The 24229-nt window shown below is 71.5% G+C and carries 21 protein-coding genes; 11 read left to right on the forward strand and 10 right to left on the reverse strand.

Annotated features, from left to right (window positions below; genetic code table 11):
- Positions 1-138: 138 nt before the first annotated feature.
- Genes AB0K18_RS29045 through AB0K18_RS29055 form a run of 3 tightly spaced genes read left to right on the forward strand, consistent with a single transcriptional unit; the run spans position 139 to position 3096 of the window.
- Positions 139-1110: a tripartite tricarboxylate transporter substrate binding protein gene (locus tag AB0K18_RS29045; RefSeq protein WP_364920267.1), complete on the forward strand. Its 972-nt coding sequence runs from the start codon at positions 139-141 to the stop codon at positions 1108-1110.
- The gene (locus AB0K18_RS29050; protein WP_364920269.1) at positions 1110-1595 is read left to right on the forward strand and encodes a tripartite tricarboxylate transporter TctB family protein; all 486 of its coding nucleotides are present in this window, start codon (positions 1110-1112) and stop codon (positions 1593-1595) included. Before AB0K18_RS29045 ends, AB0K18_RS29050 begins: the two co-directional genes overlap by 1 nt.
- Position 1596: 1 nt before the next feature.
- Positions 1597-3096, forward strand: a complete 1500-nt coding sequence (locus AB0K18_RS29055) for a tripartite tricarboxylate transporter permease (RefSeq protein ID WP_364920272.1) — start codon at positions 1597-1599, stop codon at positions 3094-3096.
- A gap of 135 nt (positions 3097-3231) precedes the next feature.
- Here AB0K18_RS29055 and gatB read toward each other — a convergent pair whose 3' ends face one another.
- The 8 genes from gatB to AB0K18_RS29095 form a co-directional block, all read right to left on the reverse strand.
- On the reverse strand, positions 3232-4737 hold the full coding sequence (gene gatB / locus AB0K18_RS29060; RefSeq protein WP_364920275.1) for an Asp-tRNA(Asn)/Glu-tRNA(Gln) amidotransferase subunit GatB: 1506 nt from the start codon (positions 4735-4737) through the stop codon (positions 3232-3234).
- Between the two features lie 49 nt (positions 4738-4786).
- On the reverse strand, positions 4787-5362 hold the full coding sequence (locus tag AB0K18_RS29065; protein WP_364920276.1) for a hypothetical protein: 576 nt from the start codon (positions 5360-5362) through the stop codon (positions 4787-4789).
- Positions 5359-6390, reverse strand: coding sequence for an AAA family ATPase (locus tag AB0K18_RS29070; RefSeq protein ID WP_364920278.1), 1032 nt, complete (start codon positions 6388-6390; stop codon positions 5359-5361). The genes AB0K18_RS29065 and AB0K18_RS29070 overlap by 4 nt, the downstream gene beginning before the upstream one ends.
- A 22-nt stretch (positions 6391-6412) precedes the next feature.
- A complete protein-coding gene (gene gatA / locus AB0K18_RS29075; RefSeq protein ID WP_364920281.1) occupies positions 6413-7903 on the reverse strand; it encodes an Asp-tRNA(Asn)/Glu-tRNA(Gln) amidotransferase subunit GatA in 1491 nt (496 codons plus the stop codon).
- Positions 7900-8199, reverse strand: coding sequence for an Asp-tRNA(Asn)/Glu-tRNA(Gln) amidotransferase subunit GatC (gene gatC / locus AB0K18_RS29080; protein ID WP_101787882.1), 300 nt, complete (start codon positions 8197-8199; stop codon positions 7900-7902). The genes gatA and gatC overlap by 4 nt, the downstream gene beginning before the upstream one ends.
- An 87-nt stretch (positions 8200-8286) precedes the next feature.
- Positions 8287-10350, reverse strand: a complete 2064-nt coding sequence (locus AB0K18_RS29085) for an EAL domain-containing protein (RefSeq protein ID WP_364920285.1) — start codon at positions 10348-10350, stop codon at positions 8287-8289.
- A 453-nt stretch (positions 10351-10803) separates the two neighbouring features.
- Positions 10804-12993, reverse strand: a complete 2190-nt coding sequence (gene ligA / locus AB0K18_RS29090) for an NAD-dependent DNA ligase LigA (protein ID WP_364920288.1) — start codon at positions 12991-12993, stop codon at positions 10804-10806.
- Between the two features lie 65 nt (positions 12994-13058).
- Entirely contained in the window at positions 13059-14060 is a 1002-nt protein-coding gene (locus tag AB0K18_RS29095) for a methionine synthase (RefSeq protein ID WP_364920290.1), read from the reverse strand.
- Positions 14061-14084: 24 nt separating this feature from the next.
- Between AB0K18_RS29095 and AB0K18_RS29100 the strand changes: the two genes are divergently transcribed.
- Entirely contained in the window at positions 14085-14726 is a 642-nt protein-coding gene (locus AB0K18_RS29100) for an MBL fold metallo-hydrolase (protein WP_364920293.1), read from the forward strand.
- Here the strand turns inward: AB0K18_RS29100 and mnmA are convergent.
- Complete coding sequence (gene mnmA / locus AB0K18_RS29105; RefSeq protein WP_364920295.1) at positions 14710-15768, reverse strand: tRNA 2-thiouridine(34) synthase MnmA; 1059 nt, start codon at positions 15766-15768, stop codon at positions 14710-14712. The two genes, AB0K18_RS29100 and mnmA, sit on opposite strands and share 17 nt — an antisense overlap.
- A gap of 66 nt (positions 15769-15834) precedes the next feature.
- Here mnmA and AB0K18_RS29110 point away from each other — a divergent pair, with 66 nt between their 5' ends.
- The gene (locus AB0K18_RS29110; RefSeq protein WP_364920297.1) at positions 15835-16923 is read left to right on the forward strand and encodes a DUF695 domain-containing protein; all 1089 of its coding nucleotides are present in this window, start codon (positions 15835-15837) and stop codon (positions 16921-16923) included.
- 106 nt (positions 16924-17029) lie between these two features.
- On the opposite strand, the gene AB0K18_RS29115 is transcribed toward AB0K18_RS29110, so the two are convergent.
- The gene (locus tag AB0K18_RS29115; protein WP_364920300.1) at positions 17030-18193 is read right to left on the reverse strand and encodes a cysteine desulfurase family protein; all 1164 of its coding nucleotides are present in this window, start codon (positions 18191-18193) and stop codon (positions 17030-17032) included.
- Between the two features lie 53 nt (positions 18194-18246).
- On the opposite strand from AB0K18_RS29115, the gene AB0K18_RS29120 reads away from it, so the two are divergent.
- From AB0K18_RS29120 to AB0K18_RS29145, 6 genes are all read left to right on the forward strand, one after another.
- Positions 18247-18756, forward strand: coding sequence for a TetR/AcrR family transcriptional regulator (locus AB0K18_RS29120; protein ID WP_364920303.1), 510 nt, complete (start codon positions 18247-18249; stop codon positions 18754-18756).
- A 168-nt stretch (positions 18757-18924) separates the two neighbouring features.
- Positions 18925-20118 (forward strand): MFS transporter, encoded by a 1194-nt coding sequence (locus AB0K18_RS29125; protein ID WP_364920306.1) that lies wholly within the window; start codon positions 18925-18927, stop codon positions 20116-20118.
- Positions 20119-20238: 120 nt separating this feature from the next.
- Positions 20239-21141, forward strand: a complete 903-nt coding sequence (locus AB0K18_RS29130; protein ID WP_364920309.1) for an ATP-binding cassette domain-containing protein — start codon at positions 20239-20241, stop codon at positions 21139-21141.
- Positions 21138-21899, forward strand: coding sequence for a hypothetical protein (locus tag AB0K18_RS29135; RefSeq protein ID WP_364920311.1), 762 nt, complete (start codon positions 21138-21140; stop codon positions 21897-21899). The genes AB0K18_RS29130 and AB0K18_RS29135 overlap by 4 nt, the downstream gene beginning before the upstream one ends.
- Positions 21900-21918: 19 nt before the next feature.
- Positions 21919-22620, forward strand: coding sequence for a response regulator transcription factor (locus AB0K18_RS29140; RefSeq protein ID WP_364920314.1), 702 nt, complete (start codon positions 21919-21921; stop codon positions 22618-22620).
- Positions 22617-24071 (forward strand): HAMP domain-containing sensor histidine kinase, encoded by a 1455-nt coding sequence (locus tag AB0K18_RS29145; RefSeq protein WP_364920317.1) that lies wholly within the window; start codon positions 22617-22619, stop codon positions 24069-24071. Before AB0K18_RS29140 ends, AB0K18_RS29145 begins: the two co-directional genes overlap by 4 nt.
- The last annotated feature ends 158 nt before the right edge of the window (positions 24072-24229 follow it).

The raw sequence follows: 24229 nt of genomic DNA on the forward strand, positions 1-24229 counted from the left end.
GGAAACAAACGGAGGTCACGTCCGGGTCGCGACCAATACGACCACTACGACGGCAACCACGCAAAGGCTCGACGCGGGCGGGGAACGAACCTCACCATGCCAGTCCTGACGACTGTGAGATCCCCCCTTGGAGTGATCATGCGCTTGCGCGTATTCGCCGCCCTCGCGGCACTCTCCCTCGGCGCGCTGACGGCCTGCGGCGACACGGGCGGCGGCACGTCCGCGAACGCCACGCTGCGCATCATGGCCCCCGCCGCGCCGGGCGGAGGCTGGGACCAGACCTCCCGCGTGGCCGAGCAGGCGCTCAAGGCCGCCGACCCGCAGCGCAAGGTCGAGGTGTACAACGTGCCGGGCGCCGGCGGCACGATCGGCCTGGCGCAGCTCGCCGGCGAGAAGGGCAACGGCAACCTGCTGATGACGATGGGCCTGGTCATGGTGGGCGCCATCGAGCAGAACAAGTCGAAGGTCTCGCTGACCGAGACCACACCCATCGCCAAGCTGACCGAGGAGTACGAGATCGTCGTCGTCCCGGCCGAGTCCCCGTTCAAGTCGCTGGCCGACATGGTCGCGGCCTGGAAGGCCGACCCGGCGAAGGTGTCGATCTCGGGCGGCTCGGCGGGCGGCACCGACCACATCGTGGCCGGCCTGATGGCCAAGGCCGCCGGCGTCGACCCCAAGCAGGTCAACTACATCGCGCACTCCGGCGGCGGCGAGGCGCTCAACGAGCTGCTCGGCAACAAGGTCAGCGCCGGCATCTCGGGCGTGGGCGAGTTCGCCGAGCACGTGAAGTCCGGCAAGCTGCGGGCACTGGGCGTCACCTCCGGCGAGCGGCTGCCCGACCTGGACGCCCCCACGCTGAAGGAGGCCGGTCTCGACGTCGAGCTGTCCAACTGGCGCGGCCTCGTGGCTCCCGCCGGGCTCTCCGACGCCGACAAGCAGGCCCTGACCGACCTGGTCACCAAGATGCACGACGCGCAGCCGTGGAAGGACGCGGTGGCCAAGAACGGCTGGATCGACTCCTTCCAGACCGGGCAGCAGTTCGCCGACTACCTCGCCGCCGAGCAGACCCGGGTCAAGGGCATCATCGCCGAGATGGGGCTCGTCTCCTGATGGCTCGCCGATGGCGGCCCGAGCTCGGGCTGGCGGTCGTGGTGCTGGTGCTGGGCGTGCTCGTCGTGGTCGGCACGCTCGACGTGTCGGCCGCGGCCTCCCAGCTCGGCCTCGGGCCGCGCTTCTTCCCCATGCTGGTGGGCGGCGCGATGGTGGTGATCGGCCTGTTCTACGTGGCCGACGTGCTGCGCGGCGGCCGCGCCGATCCCGAGGAGAGCGAGGACGTGGACGCCGACGCGCCCACCGACTGGCGCAGCCTCGGCCTGGTCAGCGGCATCTTCCTGGCCTTCGCCGCACTGCTGAACGTGCTCGGCTGGATCATCGGCGCGAGCCTGCTGTTCTTCGGCCTGTCCGTCGCGCTCGGGGCCGAGCACAAGCTGCGCGCGGCCGGGATCGCCGTGGTCATGGGGGTGGCGACGTACCTGCTGTTCGTCAAGGGGCTCGGCGTCTCGCTGCCGGGCGGGCCGCTGGAGGGGCTGATCTGAGGTGACCTCGTTCCAGCTCCTGCTCGACGGCTTCGCCGCCGCCCTCACCCCCGTCAACCTCCTGTACGCGCTCATCGGCGTCACCCTCGGCACCCTCGTCGGCGTGCTGCCCGGCATCGGGCCCGCGATGACCGTGGCGCTGCTGCTGCCGATCACCTTCACGGTGCCGCCGACCAGCGCGTTCATCATGTTCGCCGGCATCTACTACGGCGGCATGTACGGCGGCTCGACCACCTCCATCCTGCTCAACACGCCCGGCGAGTCCTCCTCGATGATCACGGCGCTGGAGGGCAACAAGATGGCCAGGCGCGGGCGGGCGGCGCAGGCCCTCGCCACCGCGGCCATCGGCTCCTTCGTGGCGGGGACGATCGCCACGGCGCTGCTCGTCGTGGCGGCGCCCGCGGTGGTGGCCTTCGCGATCTCGTTCGGGCCCGAGGACTACTTCGCGCTGGCGATCCTCGCCTTCACCGCCGTGTCCTCCGTACTGTCCCGGTCGGTCGTGCGCGGCCTCGCCTCGCTCGGCCTCGGCCTGGTGATCGGGCTGATCGGCATCGACCAGCAGACCGGGCAGGCGCGGCTCACGCTGGGCATCCCGCAGTTGCTCGACGGCATCGACGTGGTGATCGTCGCGGTCGGCCTGTTCGCCCTGGGCGAGGCCCTGTACGTCGCCTCCCGCCTGCGGCACGCCCCTCCCGAGGTGGTGCCGGTCGGCCGGGCCTGGATGGGACGCGCCGACTGGCGGCGCTCGTGGCTGCCGTGGCTGCGCGGCACCGCGCTGGGCTTCCCGTTCGGCGCGCTGCCGGGCGGTGGTGCCGAGATCCCGACCTTCCTGTCGTACGCGGCCGAGAAGCGCCTGGCCAAGGGCGTCGCCAAGGAGGAGTACGGCAAGGGCGCCATCGAGGGGGTCGCCGGGCCGGAGGCGGCCAACAACGCCTCCGCGGCCGGCACCCTGGTCCCGCTGCTCACGCTGGGCCTGCCGACGTCCGCCACGGCCGCGATCATGCTGGCCGCCTTCCAGCAGTACGGCCTCCAGCCCGGGCCGCAGCTCTTCGACCACAACCCGGCGCTGGTGTGGGGCATGATCGCGTCGCTGTTCGTCGGCAACGTGATGCTGCTGGTGCTCAACCTGCCGCTGGCGCCGCTGTGGGCGCGCATCCTGCGCATCCCCCGGCCGTACCTGTACGCCGGGATCGTGCTGTTCGCCGCGCTCGGCGTCTATGCCCTGAACGCCACGATCGTGGACCTCTTCGTCCTGTACGTCCTGGGCCTGCTCGGCTACGCCATGCGCCGCTTCGGCCTGCCGGTCGCGCCCGCGGTGATCGGGATGATCCTGGGCCCGATGGCCGAGATCCAGCTCCGCCGCGCCCTGGCCATCGGCGCGGGAGACGTGACCGTCCTGATCCACAGCCCAGTCGCCGTCGTCCTGCTCCTTCTCTCCGTACTCGCCCTGCTGACCCCACTCTTCAAAACCTGGTACACCCGCCGCACCAACCGCCCCTGACGAAAGACTCCGCTCGCGGCGGCGGCTATGCCGCCCCGGCCACCCGCGCCACCCAGGCGCGGCAAGCCACAAACGGTGGGAGACCACAAACGACAGGAAGGCCCCGCCGACGTTGCGGGGCCTTCCTGCCAGGGGTCACTCCTGGACGCCGAGCTTCTCCAGGATGAGCTGCCGGGCCCTGGCCGCGTCGGCCTTGCCCCTGCTGGCCTTCATGACGCCACCGACCAGCGCACCGGCGGCGGCGATCTTCCCGGAGCGGACCTTGTCGGCCGCGTCGGCGTTGGCGGCGATCACCTGGTCGATGATCGCGGACAGCTCGCCCTCGTCGTTGACGATGCGCAGCCCGCGCCGCTCGACGACCTCGTCGGGCGTGCCCTCGCCGGCCATGACGCCTTCGAGCACCTCACGCGCCAGCTTGTCGTTGAGCGCCCCGGAGGCGACCAGCTCGGTCACCCGGGCGATCTGCTCGGGCGTGATCGGCAGGTCGGCGAGCGCGACGGCGTTCTCGTTGGCCCGCCGCGCCAGCTCGCCCATCCACCACTTGCGCGCGTCGGCCGCCGGCGCACCGGCCGCGACCGTGGCCTCGACCAGCTCGATCGCGTCGGCGTTGTGCATGGCCTGCATGTCGAGGTCGGACAGGCCCCACTCGGTCTGCAACCGCTTGCGCTTGACCGACGGCAGCTCGGGCAGCGCCGCCTTGAGTTCGGCCACCCACGCCGTGTCGGGCGCGATCGGCACCAGGTCGGGCTCGGGGAAGTAGCGGTAGTCCTGCGCCTCTTCCTTGGACCGGCCGGAGGTGGTGGTACCGGTGTCCTCGTGGAAGTGGCGGGTCTCCTGAATGATCTTCCCGCCGTCGGCCAGCACCGCCGCCTGACGCTCGATCTCACTCCGCACGGCCCGCTCGACGCTGCGCAGCGAGTTGACGTTCTTGGTCTCCGTACGGGTGCCCCACTCGGACGCGCCGCGCGGCATCAGCGAGACGTTGACGTCGCAGCGCAGCGAGCCCTCCTCCATGCGCACGTCGGAGACGCCCAGCGAGCGCATGATCTCGCGCAGCTCGGTGACGTACGCCTTGGCGACCTCGGGCGCGAGCCGGTCGGTGCCGGGGATGGGCTTGGTGACGATCTCGACCAGCGGGATGCCGGCGCGGTTGTAGTCGACGATCGAGTAGTCGGCCCCGTGGATGCGCCCGGTGGCGCCGCCCACGTGGGTGGACTTGCCGGTGTCCTCCTCCAGGTGCACCCGCTCGATGCCGATCCTGATCGTCTGGCCGTCGACCTCGACGTCGAGGTAGCCGTCGAAGCAGAGCGGCTCGTCGTACTGGGAGATCTGGTAGTTCTTCGGCATGTCCGGATAGAAGTAGTTCTTCCGGGCGAAGCGGCACCACTCGGCGATCGAGCAGTTCAGCGCCAGGCCGATGCGGATCGTCGACTCGATGGCCTGCGCGTTGGCCACCGGCAGCGCCCCGGGGAGCGCCAGGCAGGTGGGGCAGACCTGCGTGTTGGGCGGAGCGCCGAAGGTCGTCTTGCAGCCGCAGAACATCTTCGACTTGGTGCCCAGCTCGACATGCGTCTCAAGGCCGAGCACCGGCTCGAAGCGCTCAAGCGCCTCGTCGTACGGCATGAGCGTACCGGCAGTCATGGTGAGGTCCTTCGTTGAGATCGTTCGTTTCACGCTATGGATTCGGCGGTCAGAGGAAACCATGGTTCCTCAGCGCCTTGGAGGTCGCGTCCAGCCACGTGGCATAGGCAGGCAGCCGGGCCAGCACGGACAGGTCCACATGGTCGCCGACGAAGGCGAAGTGCTCCGAGACCTTCCTGTGGGACACGCCTGCGAGCACCGCTCGCAACGTGGCCTTCGGATCGGCGATCTTCTCGGTGTCGCGCGGCCTGCCGGGCAGGAAGGAGGCGTCCGCCCCCGGAACCCTGGCCCAGACGTTCGCGTCGGCCAGCAACCAGCTCTCCGTCTCCTTGACCGGGACCAGCGGCGCCACCTGGTCGCCCGCGTGCCGGTCGGCCTTGGCCCGCTCGCGGTGGTCACTGTGCAGGAAGATCAGGTGGCAGTCACCCGCCAGCTCTTCGATGGCCTCCCGGATCCGAGCGTCGTCCTTGGTCATGTGGCAGCTGCCGTACTGGACGGACTGCACGTCCACGGGACGCGGCGCCAGGTCCGTCAGCGCACGCAGCTGGCGGCCGATCACCCTGGCTAGGAACAGCTCGTCCGTGTCACCCTCGGCGATCAGCCCAGGCACGAGAGGGCGGCTCATGGCGCCTGCCCGACCGTGCTCAGGTAATCGCGCACCTGGCGCGGGGAGACGAACGTGCCCGGCTCTCCCGTCTGGCGCACCGGCTTGGCCACGGTCACCCGGGATCGCGGGTTCCCGCCCCCGGTCCGCCAGGCCGAGTCGAGGAAGACGAGGGAGTCGGGAGCCGTCCGGTAGAGGACGGAGACCGCGACCGGGGAGTGAGTCGTGAGGATCACCTGCCGCCAGACGTCACCCTTGACGCCGACCCGCTGGGCCACTCTCTGCAGCAGCTCGCCGAGCCTGCTCGGATGGAGCCCGTTCTCGATCTCCTCCACCATCAGCAGTCCGGAGGAGGTCTGGTCGTACAGCGCCGCGAGCAGCGCCAGCACCCGCAGCGTGCCGTCGGACGCCAGCCGCCCCGGCACCGGCTCGCCGTCGATCAGCAGGTCGAAGGACCACTCCTCCGACCTCTCCTCCAGCACCGGGCGGACACCGGTGACATCGGGCACCATCGCCGAGAGATCGACCATGAGGTCGTCCAGCTCGCCGTTCCCCGCCATGCGGCCGAGCACGGCGGCCAGGTTGCCGGCGTCCTCCGCGAGCGGCCGGCGGTCCAGGGCGCTGACGGGCCTGCGCATGGCGGCGGGATCCGGCACGTGGAAGTGCCATTGGCTCGCCTCGGACCACCAGAACTTGGTGGACCCGGTCTCCGAGCGTACCTCCCACCCACCGTAGCGGTCGGCCCGCACCGCCGCAGTCGGCGATTGACCGCCGGCCGTCGCCGCCACCCGGATCGTGAAAGCGGACCGTGCGTCGTCGCCCGCCGGCCGATGGAAGAGCTCCTGCGGCTTGCCCCGGCGCGCCTCCAGCAACGGACCGGGCGTGCTCGCGTGACCGTGCATCAAGATCGCTTCCCGGGCGAACGCCAGCGCGTCCAGCAGGTTGGACTTTCCGCTCGAATTGGGCCCGACCAGGGCAAGGAACGGCGGCACGTCAAGCTCGAAGTCCAGGAAGGACTTGAACCCGTCGATCTCGACCCTCGTGAGCACGCCGCCGTCCCCTCTACACGCCCTACAGCTCCGGAGCCCTGGACAGCAGGCCGCCGCCCCAGCGGCTCTCCAGGGCCTGCTCCACGGCCGCGCCGACGCGGTAGCAGCGGTCGTCGGCCAGGACCGGCGCCATGATCTGCAGGCCCACCGGCAGGTCGTCCTCGTCGGCCAGGCCGACCGGCACGGACATGGCCGCGTTGCCCGCCAGGTTGGACGGGATGGTGCACAGGTCGGCGAGGTACATCGCCATCGGGTCGTCGGCGCGCTCGCCGATCGGGAAGGCCGTGGTCGGCGTGGTGGGCGAGACCAGGACGTCGACCTGCTGGTAGGCGGCCTCGAACTCGCGGGCGATGACCGTGCGCACCTTCTGCGCCTGGCCGTAGTAGGCGTCGTAGTAGCCGCTCGACAGCGCGTACGTGCCGAGCATGATGCGCCGCTTGACCTCGGGACCGAAGCCCGCCGCCCTGGTCAGCGCCATGACCTCCTCGGCGCTGCGGGTGCCGTCGTCACCGACGCGCAGGCCGTAGCGCATGGCGTCGAAGCGGGCCAGGTTGGACGAGCACTCGGACGGTGCGATCAGGTAGTAGGCCGGCAGCGCGGTCGTGAACGACGGGCAGGACACCTCGACGACCTTGGCCCCGAGCGACTCCAGCAGCTGGACGGCCTCGTGGTAGCGGGCCAGCACGCCCGCCTGGTAGCCCTCGCCGGAGAACTCCTTCACCACGCCGATGCGCATGCCCGCGACGTCGGGGTGCTTGGCGGCCTCGACCACGGAGGGCACGGGCGCGTCGATGGAGGTGGAGTCCATCGGGTCGTAGCCGGAGAACGCCTCGTGCAGCAGCGCAGCGTCGAGCACGTTACGGGCGAACGGGCCCGGCGTGTCGAGCGAGCTGGCGAAGGCGATCAGGCCGTAACGCGACGAACCGCCGTAGGTGGGCTTCATGCCGACGATGCCGGTGACCGAGGCGGGCTGCCGGATGGAGCCGCCGGTGTCGGTGCCGGTGGACAGCGGCGCCTCGTACGCGGCCACGGCGGCGCTCGACCCGCCCGACGACCCGCCGGGCACCTTGCTCAGGTCCCACGGGTTGCGGGTGACCTGGTAGGCGGAGTTCTCCGTCGAGGAGCCCATGGCGAACTCGTCGAGGTTGGTCTTGCCCAGGATGACCAGGCCGGCCTCGCGCAGGCGGGCGGTGACGGTGGCGTCGTAGGGCGGCTGCCAGCCTTCGAGGATCTTGGACGCGGCCGTCGTCGGCATGTCGCGCGTGGTGAAGATGTCCTTGTGGGCGATCGGCACGCCGGCCAGCGGCCCCAGCTTCTCGCCCGCGCGCAGCCGGGCGTCCACGGCCCGCGCCTGCTCCAGCGTCGTCTCCCGATCGACGTGGAGGAACGCCTGGACCTTGGGCTCGACCGCGGCCATGCGGTCGAGGTGCGCCTCGGCCACCTCGACGGCCGACACCTCACCTGCGGCGATCATCGAGCCCAGCTCGGCGGCGGTCATGCGGATCAAGCTCATGCCTCCTCCCCGAGGATGCGCGGCACCCGGAAGCGGTCGTCCTCGACGGCGGGCGCGCCGGAGAGCGCCTGCTCGGGCGTGAGGGACTGTCGCACCTCGTCGGCACGGAAGACATTGGTCAGCGGAAGCGCGTGCGACGAAGGCGGCACATCCTCGGCGGCGACCTCGGCCACCTTCGCGACCGACTCGATGATCGCATCGAGCTGGGTGGCGTAGTGATCGAGCTCGTCGTCGGTGAGCGCCAGCCTGGACAACCGGGCCAGGTGTGCGACCTCGTCGCGGGTTATGGCGGACATGAGTCGTTGAACCCGTTTCGTGGATGGAGTCTTTGGACACTGCCATCCTAGGGGTCTTGACGTAGCAGCCCTGAACGCATTATCCGGTCAGGCGGAGCTGACCTCCGGCTGGTACTCGTACTCCACCGATCCCCCGGTCCTGTCGCGCAGCCAGACGGCGGTCTCGTCGGCCGGCATCGGCCGGCAGAACAGCCAGCCCTGCCCCACGTCGCAGCCCAGCTCGACGAGCCGCATCGCGACGTCGTCCGACTCGACGCCCTCGGCCACCGAGCGCAGCCCCAGCGAGCGGACGAGGTCGACGATCGAGCGGACGATGCGGTAGTCGTCCTCCGACTCGGCGATCCGGCGGACGAACGAGGCGTCGATCTTGACCTCGGAGACGGCCAGCCGCTGCAGCCGGATGAGCGAGGAGTAGCCGGTGCCGAAGTCGTCGAGCGCCAGCGGCACGCCGAGCGCGGCCAGCGCCTTGATGGTGTCCTGCGTGTACGCCTGGTCGCCGGTCAGGATGCGCTCGGTGACCTCCAGCTGGATGGCGGCCGGCGGCAGCGCGTACTTCGCCAGGCCCACCTCCAGCTGCTCGGGCAGCGCGGAGCCGAGCAGGTCGCGGGCCGAGATGTTGACCGAGATCTGCACCCGCAGCCCGGTGTGCCACCAGGCCGCGGCCTGCCGCAGGGCCTCCTCGATCACGTACGCCGTGAGCTGCCGCATCAGGTACGACTGCTCGGCCAGCGGCACGAAGTCGGCCGGCGACACGGGCCCGTGCACCGGGTGCCGCCAGCGCAGCAGCGCCTCGACCCCCTGCACGTCGCCGGTGCCGAGCGCCACCTTGGGCTGGTAGTGCAGGCGCAGCTCGTGGTTGTCGATGGCGCGGCGCAGGTCGCCGAGCAGGGTCAGGCGTTCGGGCGAGTTGCGGTCTTTGTCGGGCTGGTAGAGCTCGACGCCCGTACGTCCCTCCTTGGCCAGGTACATCGCCACGTCGGCCCGCTGCAGCAGCAGCTCGAAGTCGGGCGCGTGGTCGGGATAGAGCGCGATGCCGACCGAGGCGTCGAGGTCGAACGTCATGCCCTCCAGGCGTACCGGCTCGGTCAGGGCGGCGCGCAGCCGGGCCGCGACCTCCCTGGCCGCGTGGGCGTCCCTGATCGAGGGCAGCAGCACGGCGAACTCGTCGCCGCCCAGCCTGGCCACGACGTCGCCAGGGCGTACCGAATGGGTGAGCCGGTGCGCGACGAGCTGCAGCAGCCGGTCGCCGACCGGGTGGCCCATCGTGTCGTTGACCTCCTTGAACCGGTCGAGGTCGAGGAGGAACAGCCCCACCCGCTCGTCGTGACGCACCTCGGCCAGTGCCTCCTCGGTGCTGACCACGAGCATCTTGCGGTTGGGCAGGCCGGTCAGCTCGTCGTGCATGGCCTGGTGGTCGCGGCGCAGGGACAGCGTGGCGGTGAAGTAGACGGCGGCCAGCGGCGCCACGAACAGCGGGACGAGCCCCGGCGAATGGCTCATCACGACCACCACCAGCGGCGCCAGGCCCAGCAGCCCGATGTAGACCAGGCCCTGCGGGCCGACGCTGGCCCTGAGCACGCGGACGAGCGAGCGCCGCTCGTGCAGCGCGACGGCACTGCACACGAGGGCGCCCCTGACCAGGAAGTACGCGAGGCCGGACAGGGCGATCGCGAGCAGGTCGCCGCCCTTCGGCACCCACGGCACGGCCGGGCTCGGCACGATGCCGAACGTCCCCAGCACCACGGCCGCCGCGATCAGCGCCAGGGAGGACTGCGCGATGTTGAACATGACCCGATGCCACGACTTGCGCGTCACCACGCCGTTGATGGTGACCGCCACGGCCTGCATGAGGACCGCCACGGGCAGCCCGAGGTGCAGCAGCACCGCGAAGGTGAACATGGTGGACGGGTACGTGCCGCCCACGGCGGTCGCTGACGACACCATGACGGGCCGCAGCTCGCCCAGGATCACCAGCACCGCCAGCACCCAGAACAGCGGGGTGCGGGCGAGCTCCACCAGACCGGACGGGTCGAGCCGGAGCATGGCCACCACGAGGCCGGTGAAGCCGATCACGGTGACGCCCGCGAGATAGCCCCACAGCGGCGTGCCGACGCGTGGTCCGGTGTCGCGGGTGTCGGTTGGGTCAGTCATCGGTAACAGAACCCCCATTAGGTCACTATGGGAGGGTACGACCTTCACCCCACTTCGCGAAACCAAGCGCGTACGTTCCGTCACTTCTCCTTTCCGACATATACCCAAAAAGCACCCTCTGTAGCAAACCGAGCACACTACGACGACCCGCCGCACCGACCCGCCGCCGAAAAAAGACCGCCAACCGCACAACCCAACAACCCGAAAACCCGCTGGGACCCCGCTCCCCTGCCCCTCGGAGCGGCGTGGGCGACCCACAGGTCGGGGTTTGTCGTGTAGAGGGCGTGCCGAAAGGGGGTCCAGCAAGCGAAAGGGAGCCCGCCCGCGCCCGCGAGCGAACCCCCTCTCACGGTCCGCCCGCCTCCGCGAGCGAACCACCTCTCACGGTCCGCCCGCCTCCGCGAGCGAACCACCTCTCACGGTCCGCCCGCCTCCGCGAGCGAACCACCTCCGTCAGGACTCGGGTTTGGTGGCGGCCTCGGCGGCGGCCTCGGGGCCGTCCTTCAGCAGCACTTCGAAGCCGGCGCCGTCGAGGATGGGGACCCCGAGATCGACCGCCTTGTCGTATTTCGAGCCCGCGTTCTCCCCCGCGATCAGGAACGAGGTCTTCTTCGACACCGAGCTGGACACCTTGCCGCCTCGACTGGTCAGCTCGTCGGCCGCGGTGTCGCGGGTGTAGCCCTCGAGGGTGCCGGTCACCACGAAGGTCAGGCCCTCCAAGGTCTGCGGCCCCTTCTCGGGCGCGGGCTCGTCCTCCATGCGGACCCCGGCCGCCCGCCACCGCTCGATGATCTCGCGGTGCCAGTCGACCTCGAACCACTCCTTGATCGTGGCCGCCACCCTGGGCCCGATGCCCTCGACGGCGGCCAGCTCCTCCTCGGAGGCGTTCATGATCGCGTCGATCGAGCGCATGGCGTCGGCCAGCGCGCGGGCGGTGGGCGGGCCGATGTGCCTGATCGACAGGGCCACCAGCACCTGCGCGAGCGAGGACTCCTTGGCCCGGTCGAGCTCCTCCATCAGCCGCAGCGCGTTTTGGCTGGGCTCGCCGTTGATGTTGGAGAAGAACGTGACGACCTTCTCCTGACCTGTCTTCGGGTCGATCTTGGGCAGCCCGGTCTCCTGGTCGCGCACCACCGACTTGATCGGGATGAGCCGATCGAGGGTCAGGTCGAACAGGTCGGCCTCGGTGCGCACCACCGGCTCCTGCGGCGGCAGCGGCTGGCTGAGCGCGGTGGCCGCGACGTAGCCGAGCCCGTCGATGTCGAGGGCGCGCCGTCCGGCGGCGAAGAACAGCCGCTCGCGGATCTGCGCGGGGCAGCCGCGCGCGTTGGGGCAGCGCAGATCGGCGTCGCCCTCCTTCTCGTACGCCAGCAGCGTGCCGCACTCGGGACAGTGGGTCGGCATCACGAACTCGCGCTCCGTCCCGTCGCGCAGTGGCACGACGGGACCGACGATCTCGGGGATGACGTCGCCGGCCTTGCGCAGCACCACCGTGTCGCCGATGAGCACGCCCTTCTTCTTCACGATCGCGGCGTTGTGGAGCGTGGCCCGCTCGACCGTCGAGCCGGACACCGACACCGGCTCCATCACCCCGAACGGCGTCACCCGTCCGGTGCGCCCGACCCCGACCTGGATGTCGCGCAGCTTGGTGTTGACCTCTTCCGGCGGATATTTGTACGCCATCGCCCAGCGCGGCGCCCGCGAGGTGGAGCCCAGCTCCCGCTGGGTGCGGAAGTCGTCGACCTTGACCACGACGCCGTCGATCTCGTAGGGCGGGTCGTGGCGGTGCACGCGGTAGTGCTCGATGAACGCGTTGACCTCCTCAAGGCCCGGCACCACCTTGTAGAGGTCGCTGACCGGCAGCCCGAACTCGCGCAGCCGGTCGTAGACCTCGGACTGGGCGCGCGGCTCCGCCGCGCCCTCCCACACGCCGATGCCGTGGACCAGCATGCGCAGCGGCCGCTGCGCGGTGATGCGCGGGTCCTTCTGCCGCAGCGTGCCGGCCGCGGAGTTGCGCGGGTTGGCGAACGGCGGCTTGCCCTGCTCGACGAGCTGCTCGTTGAGCTTCTTGAAGTCTTCGACCGGGATGTAGACCTCGCCGCGCACCTCGACCAGGCTCGGCACGTCGTCGCCCTTGAGCCGGTGGGGGATGCCCTTGATCGTGCGGACGTTGGCCGTGACGTCGTCGCCGGTGCGGCCGTCGCCGCGGGTGGCGCCGCGCTCCAGCCTGCCGTTCCGGTAGACCAGCGCGATGGCCAGCCCGTCGATCTTGAGCTCGCAGAGATAGGGGCCGGGGTCGCCCTCGGCCAGCCGCTCGGCCCGCTGCGTCCAGGCGAGCATGTCGTCGGCGTTGAAGGCGTTGTCGAGGCTCTCCATGCGGTTGAGGTGCTGGACCTTCGCGAAGTCGCCCGACACCGGCGCGCCCACCTTCTGGGTGGGCGAATCGGGAGTCTGCAGCGAGGGGTGCGCCTCCTCCAGCGCCAGCAGCTCTCTGAACCACTCGTCGAACTGGGCGTCGCTCACCGTGGGCTGGTCGAGCACGTAGTAGCGCCAGCGCGCGTCCTCGACCAGATCACTCAGCTCGGCATGCCGCTTGAGCGCGGCCACCGGCACGCCCTCGACCTCGGCGCCTGGCTCACTCACGCAGCGTCTCCTTCCGTACGACGACCTGAGCAAACGCTACCGCCGACCACCGACAAATCCATGCCTCAGCCGCCCTGGTTCGCGGGATCGTCACGCAGCACCTGAGCCGCCTTCCTGCACGCCGCCAGCGCCGCCCGCGCGTACGCGGGAGACGCGCCCGCGAGCCCGCACGCCGGGGTCAGCACGACCTGCCCGGCCAGCCGGTCGGCGGCGAACCCGAGCCGCCGCCACAGCTCGACGGCCGGCTTGGCGACCACGCCCACGTCGGGCAGCCGGGTGTCCCTGCCGGGCACGACGCCCATGAACAGCGTCATCCCCGCCTCGAACAGCTCGCCCAGCTCGTCCTCATCGCGCCGCCGCATGAGCGACGCGTCCACCGACACGCCGCGCACCCCGGCCCGCCGCAGCAGCGCGTACGGCACCCCGGGCGCGCAGCAGTGCACCACCGCGGCCTCGAACGAGCGCAGCGACTCCTCCACCCGCCACTCCTCGACCGCCGCGAGCCGCCCGAACCCGGACGCCGTCGGCACCGTGCCGGCCAGCACCCCGGGCAGCCCCGGCTCGTCGAGCTGCAGCACGATGTCCGTCACCCCGGGCAGCCGCCTGCGCACCTCCGCGCAGTGCTCGGCCACCCCCTGGGCCAGCGAGGCCGCCAGGTCGCGTACGGCGCCCGCGTCGGAGAGCATCTTGTCGCCGTGCTTGAGCTCGATCGTCGCCGCCAGCGTCCACGGCCCGCAGACCTGCAGTTTCAGCGGCCCCGCGTAGTCGTGGCCGACCTCCTCCAGCCCGTCGAGGTCGCGCCGCAGATGATCGACGGCCCGCTGGTGGTCGCGCCCCGGCCGGTCGGTCAGCCGCCAGCCCGACGGCTGCACCTCGACGGGCAGGTCGATGAGCAGCGCCGCCGTCCGTCCGGCCATGTCGGCGCCGACGCCCCTGGCGGGCAGTTCGGGGAGGTACGGCAGCCCGGGCACCTCGCCGAACACGACCCTGACAGCCTCGAGATGATCAGTGCCGGGGTGCGAGCCCACCCCTGAGGCTTCCCATGTGGACACGGGCTCAGTAGACATGGGCACAAGCGTAGGCTCTGCCGCATGAAGCTCACGAAACACGACCACGCCTGCGTACGCGTGGAGAAGAACGGCAAGGTTCTGGTCATCGACCCGGGCGCGTTCACGAAGGGCCCGGTGCTCGACGGCGCCGACGCGGTGCTCATCACCCACGAGCACGCCGACCACGTGGACGTCGACAGGCTCAAGGCGGCGTCGCCCGGCCTGGAGATCTACACGTGCGAGGCCGTCGCGGCGGAGCTGGCCGATGTGCCGGCGAAGGTGCAGGTCGTCCGCGCCGGCGACGGCTTCGAGGCGGCCGGGTTCAGGGTTGACGTGTTCGGCGAGTGGCACGCCTTCAACCACCCCGACATGGCCATCGTCCAGAACGTCGGTTTCCTGCTCGACGACGAGGTGTTCTACCCGGGTGACGCGCTGACCGACCCGGGCGTCGAGGTGCCCACGTTGCTGGTGCCGATGGGCGCGCCGTGGCTCAGGCTCAGCGAGGTGGTCGACTACATGCGCAAGCTCCGGCCGGCGCGGGCGTACTCGACGCACGACGCCCTCTACAGCGAGATCGGCCTCGGCCTCGTGGACAACTGGCTGCGCATCGAGGCCGACAAGCAGCAGGCCGACATCCGCCGTATCCCGGTCGGCGAGTCGGTGACGATCAGCCAGCCGACATGATCGTGGCCGACCCGATGACCGTCGGCCCTGAGTAGAGCACGGCGGCCTGCCCGGCGGCGACGCCCGTGGCGGGCCGGTCGAGCTCGATGGTCAGCCCGCCGCCGGTCTCGTCGAGCCGGCAGGGATAGACCTCGCCGTGCGCCCTGAGCTGCACGGTCAGGTCGTCGAAGCGGGACGGGCCGTTCCACAGCGGGCGGCCGCAGACGATCGTGGTGACCTGCAGCGCCGAGCGCGGGCCCACCGTGACCGTGTTGGAGACCGGCTCGATGGACAGCACGTAGCGGGGCCGGCCGTCGGGCGCCGGGCGGTCGATGCGCAGGCCCTTGCGCTGTCCGACGGTGAACCCGTGTGCCCCCTGGTGGCTGCCCACCACCTCGCCGCTCTGATCGACGATCGGGCCCTCGGCCGAGCCGAGCCGCTCGGCCAGGAAGCCGCGGGTGTCGCCGTCGGCGATGAAGCAGATGTCGTGGCTGTCGGGCTTGTCGGCCACGGTCAGGCCGCGCCGGGCGGCCTCTTCGCGTACCTCGGCCTTGGTGGAGTCGCCCAGCGGGAAGATCGCGTGGCCGAGCTGCTCGCGGGTGAGCACGCCCAGCACGTAGGACTGGTCCTTGCCCTCGTCGACACTGCGCGCCAGCACGCCGTCGACCAGCCTCGCGTGGTGGCCCGTGGCGACCGCGTCGAAGCCCAGCGCCAGCGCGCGGTCGAGGACCGCCGAGAACTTGATCTTCTCGTTGCACCGCAGGCACGGGTTGGGCGTGCGGCCCGCCGCGTATTCGGCGACGAAGTCCTCCACCACGTCGCGCTGGAAACGCTCGGCCATGTCCCAGATGTAGAACGGGATGCCGATGACGTCGGCCGCGCGGCGCGCGTCACGGGAGTCCTCGATCGTGCAGCAGCCCCTGGCTCCCGTGCGGTGGGATTGGGGGTTGGCCGACAACGCGAGATGCACACCCGTGACGTCGTGACCTGCCTCGGCGATGCGGGCAGCGGCCACCGCTGAATCGACGCCGCCCGACATGGCGGCAAGCACTCGCAGTCCCATGACGCTTCCAGCGTACTGTCCGGGCGGGAGTGCGCGACCATGGGCTCGGTCTGGAAGGATTCGGCCATGCGACTGTTCGGGCGCAAAGACGCAGACGAAGGGGCGGGCCGGCAGGGCGAGGCCATCGCCGGATTCTGGACGTGGTGGCAGGAGACCAGGCCGCGGCTCGACTCGCTGGTGGCATCCGGCGAGACCGGCGACCTCGAGGAGCTGCTGGCTCCCGCGGTCTCCGCGATCGATCCAGGGCTGGTCTGGGAGGTGGCGCCGGGCAAGGAGGCCCTGCACGCCCTCGTGGTGACCGCGGCCGGCGACGCCGAGCTGCGCTCGCTGGCCCACCGCTGGGTCAAGGGGGCGCCCCCCGCCGACCTGCTGTGGGAGTTCCACCCGTCGCGCCAGGCCAATCCGCGCGCCGGCGAGCTGTCCCTCGACGTGGGCGGGCTGACGTTCGGGCTCGACAAGCTGACGCTGGGGCTGCGGGTGCCACGCGACCAGGCCAGGGTCGACGTCGCCGCCTACCACCCGATCTTCGGCGAGCTCGACGAGGACATCCGGCTGGAGAGCGCGCTGCTCGCCCTCGACTGGCTGCTCGGCGAGGACGAGGTCGCCCGGTGGGTGGGCGAGATCACGGCGGTCACGTTCGAGCCGATCGACGCCGTCGCGGCCGTCCACCTGCCCGCCGTCGTCGCCGACGTGGCCGGCGGGGCCGGCGGGGCCGGCGGGGCCGGCGGGGCCGGCGGGGCCGGCGAGGACGAGTGGGTGCTGATGGAGGGTCAGACCGGCGGCGGCGCCGCGCTGGTGGCCACCGCCCGCTATCCCTTGCGTCCCGTCGATCATCCGCTCTGCGATCAGCACATCGCGATCACGCTCCCGTACGCGCACCGCGACGACAACGGCCTGCCTGCGGGCGACTCGGTGACCGCGCTGCGCGACTTCGAGGAGCGGCTGGCCGCGCGGCTGGCCAAGCGGCCCGACGAGGCGGTGATCGCGGTGCACCTGAGCGCAGAGGGGCACCGCGTCGTCCACGTCTACGCCGACCCCACCGGCGACGCCGTCACCCACGCCGAGGAGCTGGCCGCAGGCTGGGACGAGGGCAAGCCGCGGGTCGACGTCGCCCATGACCCGGCCTGGACGGCCATCGCCCCCTTCCTGACCTGAGTCTGGGGCGGGGCCGGTTGAGGGGTCGGCTGAGACCGGCGCGGGGTCGGCTGAGACCGGCGCAGGACCGGCTGAGACCGGCGCAGGACCGGTTGAGGCGGAGGTGTCAGCTGAGGCCGGCGCGGCGGGCGCGTTCGACGGCGGCCGGCAGCACCTCGATCAGGCGGTCCACGTCTTCGCGGGCAGAGGTGTGGCCGAGGGTGAAGCGGAGCGAGCCGCGGGCGGTGGCCGCGTCGGCGCCCATGGCCAGCAGCACGTGGGACGGCTGCGCCACCCCGGCCGAGCAGGCCGACCCGGTGGAGCACTCGACGCCTTTGGCGTCGAGCAGCATGAGCAGCGCGTCGCCCTCGCAGCCGGGGAAGGAGAAGTGGGCGTTGCCGGGCAGCCGGTCGTCGGGGTCGCCGTTGAGCACCACGTCGGGCACGGCGTCGCGGACCCGCAGGATGAGCTCGTCGCGCAGCGCCGACAGGCGGCGGGCGAGGGTCTCCTGCTCGCGTACGGCGACGGAGACGGCGGCGGCGAGCCCGGCGATGGCGGGCGCGTCGAGCGTGCCTGAGCGCACGTCGCGCTCCTGGCCGCCGCCGTGCAGCACCGACACCGGGGTGACCCCCCTCGCCAGCAGCAGCGCACCGACCCCGATGGGCCCGCCGACCTTGTGGCCGCTGATGGTGACCGCGTCGGCGCCCGATCCGGAGAACGACACCGGCAGCTGCCCGACGGCCTGCACGGCGTCACTGTGGAACGGGATGCCGTGGTCGTGGGCGATGGCGGCCAGCACGTGGACCGGCTGGACGGTGCCGACCTCGTTGTTGGCCCACATGATGCTGACCATGGCGACGTCGTCGGGGTCGCGCTCGACGGCCGCGCGCAGCGTCTCGGGGTGGACCCGGCCGAGCTCGTCGACCTCGAGCAGCTCCAGCTCGGCGCCCTGGCTGTCGGCCAGCCAGTGGGCGGGGTCGAGCGCGGCGTGGTGCTCGACGGAGCTGATGAGCACCCGGCGGCGCGGGCGGCGCGCCCAGTAGAGGCCCTTGATGGCGAGGTTGTCGGCCTCGGTGCCGCCGGAGGTGAAGACGACCTCGCTGGGCCGGGCGCCGAGCGCGTCGGCTATCGTCTCCCTGGCCTCTTCGACCACCCTGCGCGCCTGGCGACCCGCCGCGTGCAGCGAGGAAGCATTTCCGACGCGTTTGAGTTGATCCGTCATGGCCTCGATCGCCTCGGGCAGCATGGGGGTGGTGGCTGCATGATCAAGATAGGCCGACGGTCTGGTCACCCGTTCAGGGTATCTCGTTTGCAACTGTACCGTCCGGACGGTACAGTTGAGGCATGCGAAGGGACGAGCTGTTGGACGCGGCGGAGGAGCTCCTCTGCGACCAGGGCTCGACCGCGCTCACCCTGGCCGCGGTGGCCGAACGGGCGGGCGTGAGCAAAGGCGGCCTGCTCTATCACTATGGCTCCAAGGATGACCTGATCAGGGGCATGGTGGAGCGGCTGATCGACGACTTCGACGAGCTCGTGGCCGCCCAGCGGGGCGTGACCTACACCGAGCGCTATCTGGGCGCGACGCTGGCCGCCGTACGTTCCGGCCGCCTGCGACGGTGGGCCGTCGTCACGGGGGCGTCGGGTAACCTGTTCCTGCTCGCTCCGCTGCGCGAGGCGATGGCCCGATGGCACCGCGAAGGGCTGAGCGACGAGCCCGATCCGCTGGCCGCGCAGATCGTCCGGCTGGCCTGTGAAGGGCTGTGGGACGTGGCGAGCCACGACCCCGAGCTCAACAGCGAAGAGGACCTCCAGGCCCTCGAACGCCGCCTGTCCGCGCTGCTCACCCCCGGCTGAGCCGACGCCCCTCCCGGGCACCTTCCCTCTCCCCCTCGGGGCGCCTTGACGGCGCCCCTTTGACGTGCGCCGCACCGGCTCCCGGTGCGGCGCTCGGCGTGCCGGAACGATCCGGCGCGCTCTGACGCATGACCAAGAACACGTACGACTTCAGTGAGGTGTGGCCTTATGACCCGCGAGCTGAGGAGTGCCCGTTACGGGGCGGTCCTCACCTTTGTCCTTGCCGGCCTGATGGTGGGCACGATGACCGTGCGCATCCCCGCCCTGACCGACAAGCTCGGCCTCTCCGAGGCCATGGTCGGGACGGTCCTGCTGGCATGGGGCCTGGGCGCCCTGGTGACGATGCAGTCCATGCGCCGCGTCATGGCGCGCGTGGGCAGCAGGGCGGTGTTGCGGGCAGGTGGTCCCCTGACGGCGCTGAGCCTGTTCGGTGTGGGCCTCGCCCCCGACCTGCCGCTGCTGCTGACGGCCGTGGTGCTGTTCGGCATGGCCTTCGGCGTCATGGACGTCGCCATGAACGCCCAGGGCTCGGCCGTCGAGCAGGCGTACCGCCGGCCGCTGATGAACGGCATGCACGCCGGCTGGTGCGTGGGCGCCATCTCGGCGGGCGCGCTGGGCGCCCTGGCGATCGCCGCGGGGCTGCCGTTCACCGCGCACGTCACGCTGATCGGGCTGCTCTCGCTGCCGGTCATGGTGCTGCTCGGCCGCACGTACCTGCCTGAGCCGCCGGCCGTCGAGACCCGCGCGCAGGGGCGGCGCCGCCTGCCGCCGGTCGTCTACCTGCTGGGCGCGATCATGTTCTTCGCGTTCATGGTCGAGGGCACGGTGGCCGACTGGAACGGCCTCTACATGCGCGACGAGCTGGGCGCGCCCGAGGCCGTGGCGGCGCTCGGCTACCCGGTGTTCGAGGTGGGCATGCTCATCGCCCGGCTGACCGGTGACCGGCTGCGGGTGAGGTTCGGGGTGCGCGGCATGCTGACCGTGTCGGGGGTGGCGACGGCCGGGTTCTTCGCGGTCGTGCTGCTGGCTCCCGCGGCGGTGGTGGCCCTGGCGGCGATGTTCTTCGTCGGGCTCGGCGTGGCGACGATCTCGCCGCTGACGCTGTCGCTGGCGGGCACCGCGACCGACACGCCTGGTCCCGCGATCGCGCAGGCCGGCGCCATGGGCTACGCCGGGCTGCTGCTCGGCCCCGTGGTGATCGGGTTCCTGTCAGACGCCGCGGGCCTGCGTACGGCGCTGGGCATCGGCGTCCTCCTGGGCCTGCTGATCGCGCTCTCGTCGCGGCTGCTCCCGGGCCGCGAGCCGGCCACGGTGACCCAGCTGCCGGAGCCCGAGCCCGAGCCGGTCAGGGCCGCCGCCTGAGAGTTCTCTGTGGGTTCCGCGCGGGCGGTCACCACGTCACCACGTGGGGCCGTCCGCGCTCACAGAGAACTCACAGAACCGTTCAGAACGCCCCCAGACGGCCGCCGCAGGCTGGGTCGCATGATCCAGCTCAACGGACTCACCAAACGCTACGGCGAGCACGCCGCCGTGGACGATCTCACCTTCACCGTACGGCCGGGTCTCGTCACCGGCTTCCTCGGCCCCAACGGCGCCGGCAAGAGCACGACCATGCGCATGATCCTGGGCCTCGACCTGCCCACGTCCGGCTCCGCCACGGTCATGGGCCGGCCGTACCGCGAGCTGCGGCACCCGCTGCGCGCGATCGGCTCGCTGCTGGACGCCTCCGCCGTGCACCCGAGCAGGTCCGCGTACAAGCACCTGCTCTTCCTCGCCCAGACGAACGGCATCCCGGACACCCGCGTGCACGAGGTGCTCGACCTGGTCGGGCTGGCGGACGCGGCGGACCGGCGGGCGAGCCGGTTCTCGCTGGGCATGGGCCAGCGGCTGGGCATCGCCGCCGCGCTGCTGGGCGACCCGCCGGTGCTGCTGTTCGACGAGCCGATCAACGGGCTTGACCCCGAGGGCGTGCGGTGGGCGCGCACGCTGATGCGGGGGTGGGCGGCCGAGGGGCGTACGGTGCTGGTCTCCAGCCACCTGATGAGCGAGATGGCGCTGACCGCCGACCGGCTGGTGGTGGTCGGCAAGGGGCGGCTGCTCGCCGAGGGCGACATCGCCGACTTCACCGGGTCGGACCAGTTGGTGGTGGTGGTCCGCACGCCGGACGCCGGCTCCTTCGCCCGGCGGCTGGAGCTGTCGGGCGCCCGCGTCGATCCTGGCCTGTCCGGCGAGCTGCTGGTCACCGGCATGACCGCGCCCGACGTCGGCCGGCTGGCCGCCGCCGAGAACGTCACCCTGCACGAGCTGAGCACCCGCGGCCCCTCGCTGGAGGAGACGTTCATGGAGCTGACCCGCGACGCCGTCGAGTACGGAGCGGCCCGATGATCGAGACCCCGGTGCTCAAGGCCGAGTGGACCAAGTTCAGCAGCGTCCGGGCCACCATGGTGCTGTCGCTGGCGGCGGTGGCCATGGCGGCCTTCTTCGGCTGGATGTTCGCCAAAGCCTCCGTCATCGACTACCTCACCTCCACTCCACAGGAACGGCTCGACTTCTCGCCTATCGAGATGGGCATGCGGGGCGTGTTCCTGGTCCAGTTGCTGATCGCGGGCATCGGGGTGCTGGTGGTCTCCTCCGAGTACGGCTCCGGCACCATGTCGGCGACCATGGCCGCCGTCGGCGGGCGCGGGAAGTTGCTGGCCGCCAAGGCGGGCATGACGGTGCTGACCACCCTGCCGGTGAGCGTGGCGTCGATCGTGCTGATGTTCACGATCAGCCAGAGCCACCTGGCAGCGAGCGGGGTGCCGTATACGATGCCGGGCGAGCCGATCGGGCTGCGCATGCTGTTCATCGGTCCTGTCGTGCTGACGCTGATCGCGCTGTTCGGGCTGGCGCTCGGCTTCCTGCTGCGCGGCACCGCCGCCGCGGTCAACGTCGCCACCGCCTTCCTGCTGCTGCCGGCCCTGTCGGACGTGATGCCCGGGGTCGGGCCCTTCGTCGAGTCGTACTGGCCCAACGCGGCGCCCTTCAAGGCGATCTACGGAACGCACGAGCTGCCGGACGTAATGGCGTACGGGATCGTCGTGGTCTTCGTCGCGGTCATGATGGCCTTGGCCTTCGCCCGGTTCAGGAACCGGGACGCCTGAATACCCTGGACTCCGGGAGGTGGCTCACTTGGCCGAGCGGCTGCTGGTGGTCGACGACGAGCCCACTGTCAGAGAGCTGCTGTCGGCGACGCTGCGCTTCGCTGGCTTCGAGGTGGGCTCGGCGGCCGACGGCGTCCAGGCGCTGGAGGAGGCCCGGCGCGAGCCGCCCGACCTGGTGCTGCTCGACGTCATGCTGCCCGACCTCGACGGGTTCGAGGTGCTGCACCGACTGCGCGCCCTGCCCAGGGCCGACGGCCGGCCGGTGCCGGTCCTCTTCCTGACCGCCCGCGACGCCAAGACCGACAAGGTCAACGGGTTGCGGCTGGGCGGCGACGACTACGTCACCAAGCCGTTCGACCTGGAGGAGCTGCTGGCGCGGATCCGGGCCATCCTGCGGCGCACCGGCGCCGGCGACCACACGCTGGTGGTCGGCGACCTGGAGGTCGACCCCGACGGCCACCAGGTCACCAGGGCCGGGCGGCCGGTACGCCTGTCGCCCACCGAGTTCAGGCTCCTGCACCACCTGGTGCTCAACGCGGGCCGGGTGCTGCCCAAGGCGAGCATCCTCGACCACGTCTGGCGTTACGACTTCGCGGGAGACACCAGCATCGTCGACACCTACGTCAGCTACCTGCGCCGCAAGCTCGACTCCGGCGACTCGCCCAAGCTGATCCACACCGTGCACGGCGTCGGCTACGTCCTGCGCCGCCCGAAGCCGTGATCGCCCGGCTGCGCGGGCTCTCGCTGCGCGCCCGGCTGCTGGCCATCACGGTCCTGCTGCTCGTCGTGGGGCTGGCGGTGATCGGGTCGGTACTCGTACGCCAGCTCGAAACGCAGCTCATGGCCCGCGTGGACGCCCAGCTCGCCCCCATGGGCGTGGCGATGTCGGCGGTGCCGCCCGAGCTGGCCACCGCGCTCAGCACCCGGGCGGGCGACACCCCGATGGTCCTCACCGACCTCGACCTCGTCAGCCGGATCCACGCGGCCTACCTGGCGCCCGACGGCCGGGTGCTGCGCGCGTTCGGCGAGAGCGGCATCGACCTGCCCCGGCTCGGCACGGCGGACATCGCCGAACGGGGCGGGCGGCCGTTCACCGTGCGGGACGCGGACGGCGGCGAGTGGCGGGCGGTGGCGCTGCCGGCCCGGCGTACCAGTGCCGAGGTCGGGCACACGGGCGTGGTGGCGGCGGTCTCGCTCGACGGGCTGCACTCCACGGTCGATCGCATGTGGATCGTCTGTTACGTCGCCGGAGGGATCCTGCTCGCCGTGCTCGCCCTGGTCGGCGGGCTGGCCATCCGGGCCGGGCTGGCTCCGCTGCGGCGCGTGGAGGAGACGGCGGCGGCCATCGCCGGGGGCGACCTGTCCAGGCGGGTGCCTTCGCCAGGGCCCGCCACCACCGAGGTCGGGCGGCTGGCCCGCTCGATCAACGCGATGCTCGCCCAGATCGAGCATGGCGTCACCGCCAGGGTCGACTCCGAGGCGCGGATGCGGCGGTTCGTCGCGGACGTCAGCCACGAGCTGCGTACGCCGCTGTTCGGCATCAAGGGCTTCTCCGAGCTGTACCGCATGGGCGGCACCGAGGCCGGGCCCGCGCTGGCCCGCATCGAGAGCGAGTCCGGGCGGCTCGCCAAGCTGGTGGACGACCTGCTGCTGCTCGCCGGGCTCGACGAGGACGACGGGCCCGGGCTGGAGCTGACGCCCATGGATCTGCGTACGCTGGCCGCCGACGCCCGCCACGACGTCACCGCCCTCGACCCCACCCGCCCCATCACCTTCACCGGCCCGTCCGCCGGCCCCACCGGCACCGCACCGGTCCTGGGCGACGAGGCCCGCCTGCGCCAGGTCGTCAGCAACCTGGTCGGCAACGCCATCACCCACACCCCCACCGGCACCCCGATCAGAATCGGCGTCGGCATCGAGAGCGGCGAGTCGGTGCTGGTCATCGAGGACGAGGGGCCCGGCCTCACGCCGGAGGAGGCCGCCCGAGCCTTCGACCGCTTCTACCGCGCCGACGCCTCCCGCGCCCGCGCGACGGGCGGCGCCGGCCTGGGCCTGGCGATCGTCCGCTCGATCATCACCGCCCATGGGGGCCATGTGGACCTGCACACGACCCCCGGCCAAGGCGCGACCTTCCGCATCCGCCTCCCCACCCACGAAGACCACCCACCCTGACCACACCCCACCACCCCAGAAAGCCCCCACAAGACCCCTGAACACCCGCGCCACCACGCAGAGACCGGGACGCGCAGGCGCGTGGGAGGGGGCCGGGACGCGCAGGCGCGTGGCGGCGCAAGTGGCGCCTGGAGACGCACGTGTTGCGCGGAGACGCA

The sequence above is a fragment of the Nonomuraea sp. NPDC049421 genome (genome assembly GCF_040677005.1).
Classification (GTDB): Bacteria; Actinomycetota; Actinomycetes; order Streptosporangiales; family Streptosporangiaceae; genus Nonomuraea; species Nonomuraea salmonea.

Bases quoted from the DNA above. Each gene is read 5' to 3' on its own strand.
- AB0K18_RS29045 (WP_364920267.1), top strand. From the start codon at position 139: ATGCGCTTGCGCGTATTCGCCGCCCTCGCGGCACTCTCCCTCGGCGCG.
- AB0K18_RS29050 (WP_364920269.1), top strand. From the start codon at position 1,110: ATGGCTCGCCGATGGCGGCCCGAGCTCGGGCTGGCGGTCGTGGTGCTG.
- gatB (WP_364920275.1), bottom strand. From the start codon at position 4,737: ATGACTGCCGGTACGCTCATGCCGTACGACGAGGCGCTTGAGCGCTTC.
- AB0K18_RS29065 (WP_364920276.1), bottom strand. From the start codon at position 5,362: ATGAGCCGCCCTCTCGTGCCTGGGCTGATCGCCGAGGGTGACACGGAC.
- gatA (WP_364920281.1), bottom strand. From the start codon at position 7,903: ATGAGCTTGATCCGCATGACCGCCGCCGAGCTGGGCTCGATGATCGCC.
- gatC (WP_101787882.1), bottom strand. From the start codon at position 8,199: ATGTCCGCCATAACCCGCGACGAGGTCGCACACCTGGCCCGGTTGTCC.
- AB0K18_RS29085 (WP_364920285.1), bottom strand. From the start codon at position 10,350: ATGACTGACCCAACCGACACCCGCGACACCGGACCACGCGTCGGCACG.
- AB0K18_RS29095 (WP_364920290.1), bottom strand. From the start codon at position 14,060: ATGTCTACTGAGCCCGTGTCCACATGGGAAGCCTCAGGGGTGGGCTCG.
- AB0K18_RS29100 (WP_364920293.1), top strand. From the start codon at position 14,085: ATGAAGCTCACGAAACACGACCACGCCTGCGTACGCGTGGAGAAGAAC.
- mnmA (WP_364920295.1), bottom strand. From the start codon at position 15,768: ATGGGACTGCGAGTGCTTGCCGCCATGTCGGGCGGCGTCGATTCAGCG.
- AB0K18_RS29110 (WP_364920297.1), top strand. From the start codon at position 15,835: ATGCGACTGTTCGGGCGCAAAGACGCAGACGAAGGGGCGGGCCGGCAG.
- AB0K18_RS29120 (WP_364920303.1), top strand. From the start codon at position 18,247: ATGCGAAGGGACGAGCTGTTGGACGCGGCGGAGGAGCTCCTCTGCGAC.
- AB0K18_RS29125 (WP_364920306.1), top strand. From the start codon at position 18,925: ATGACCCGCGAGCTGAGGAGTGCCCGTTACGGGGCGGTCCTCACCTTT.
- AB0K18_RS29130 (WP_364920309.1), top strand. From the start codon at position 20,239: ATGATCCAGCTCAACGGACTCACCAAACGCTACGGCGAGCACGCCGCC.
- AB0K18_RS29135 (WP_364920311.1), top strand. From the start codon at position 21,138: ATGATCGAGACCCCGGTGCTCAAGGCCGAGTGGACCAAGTTCAGCAGC.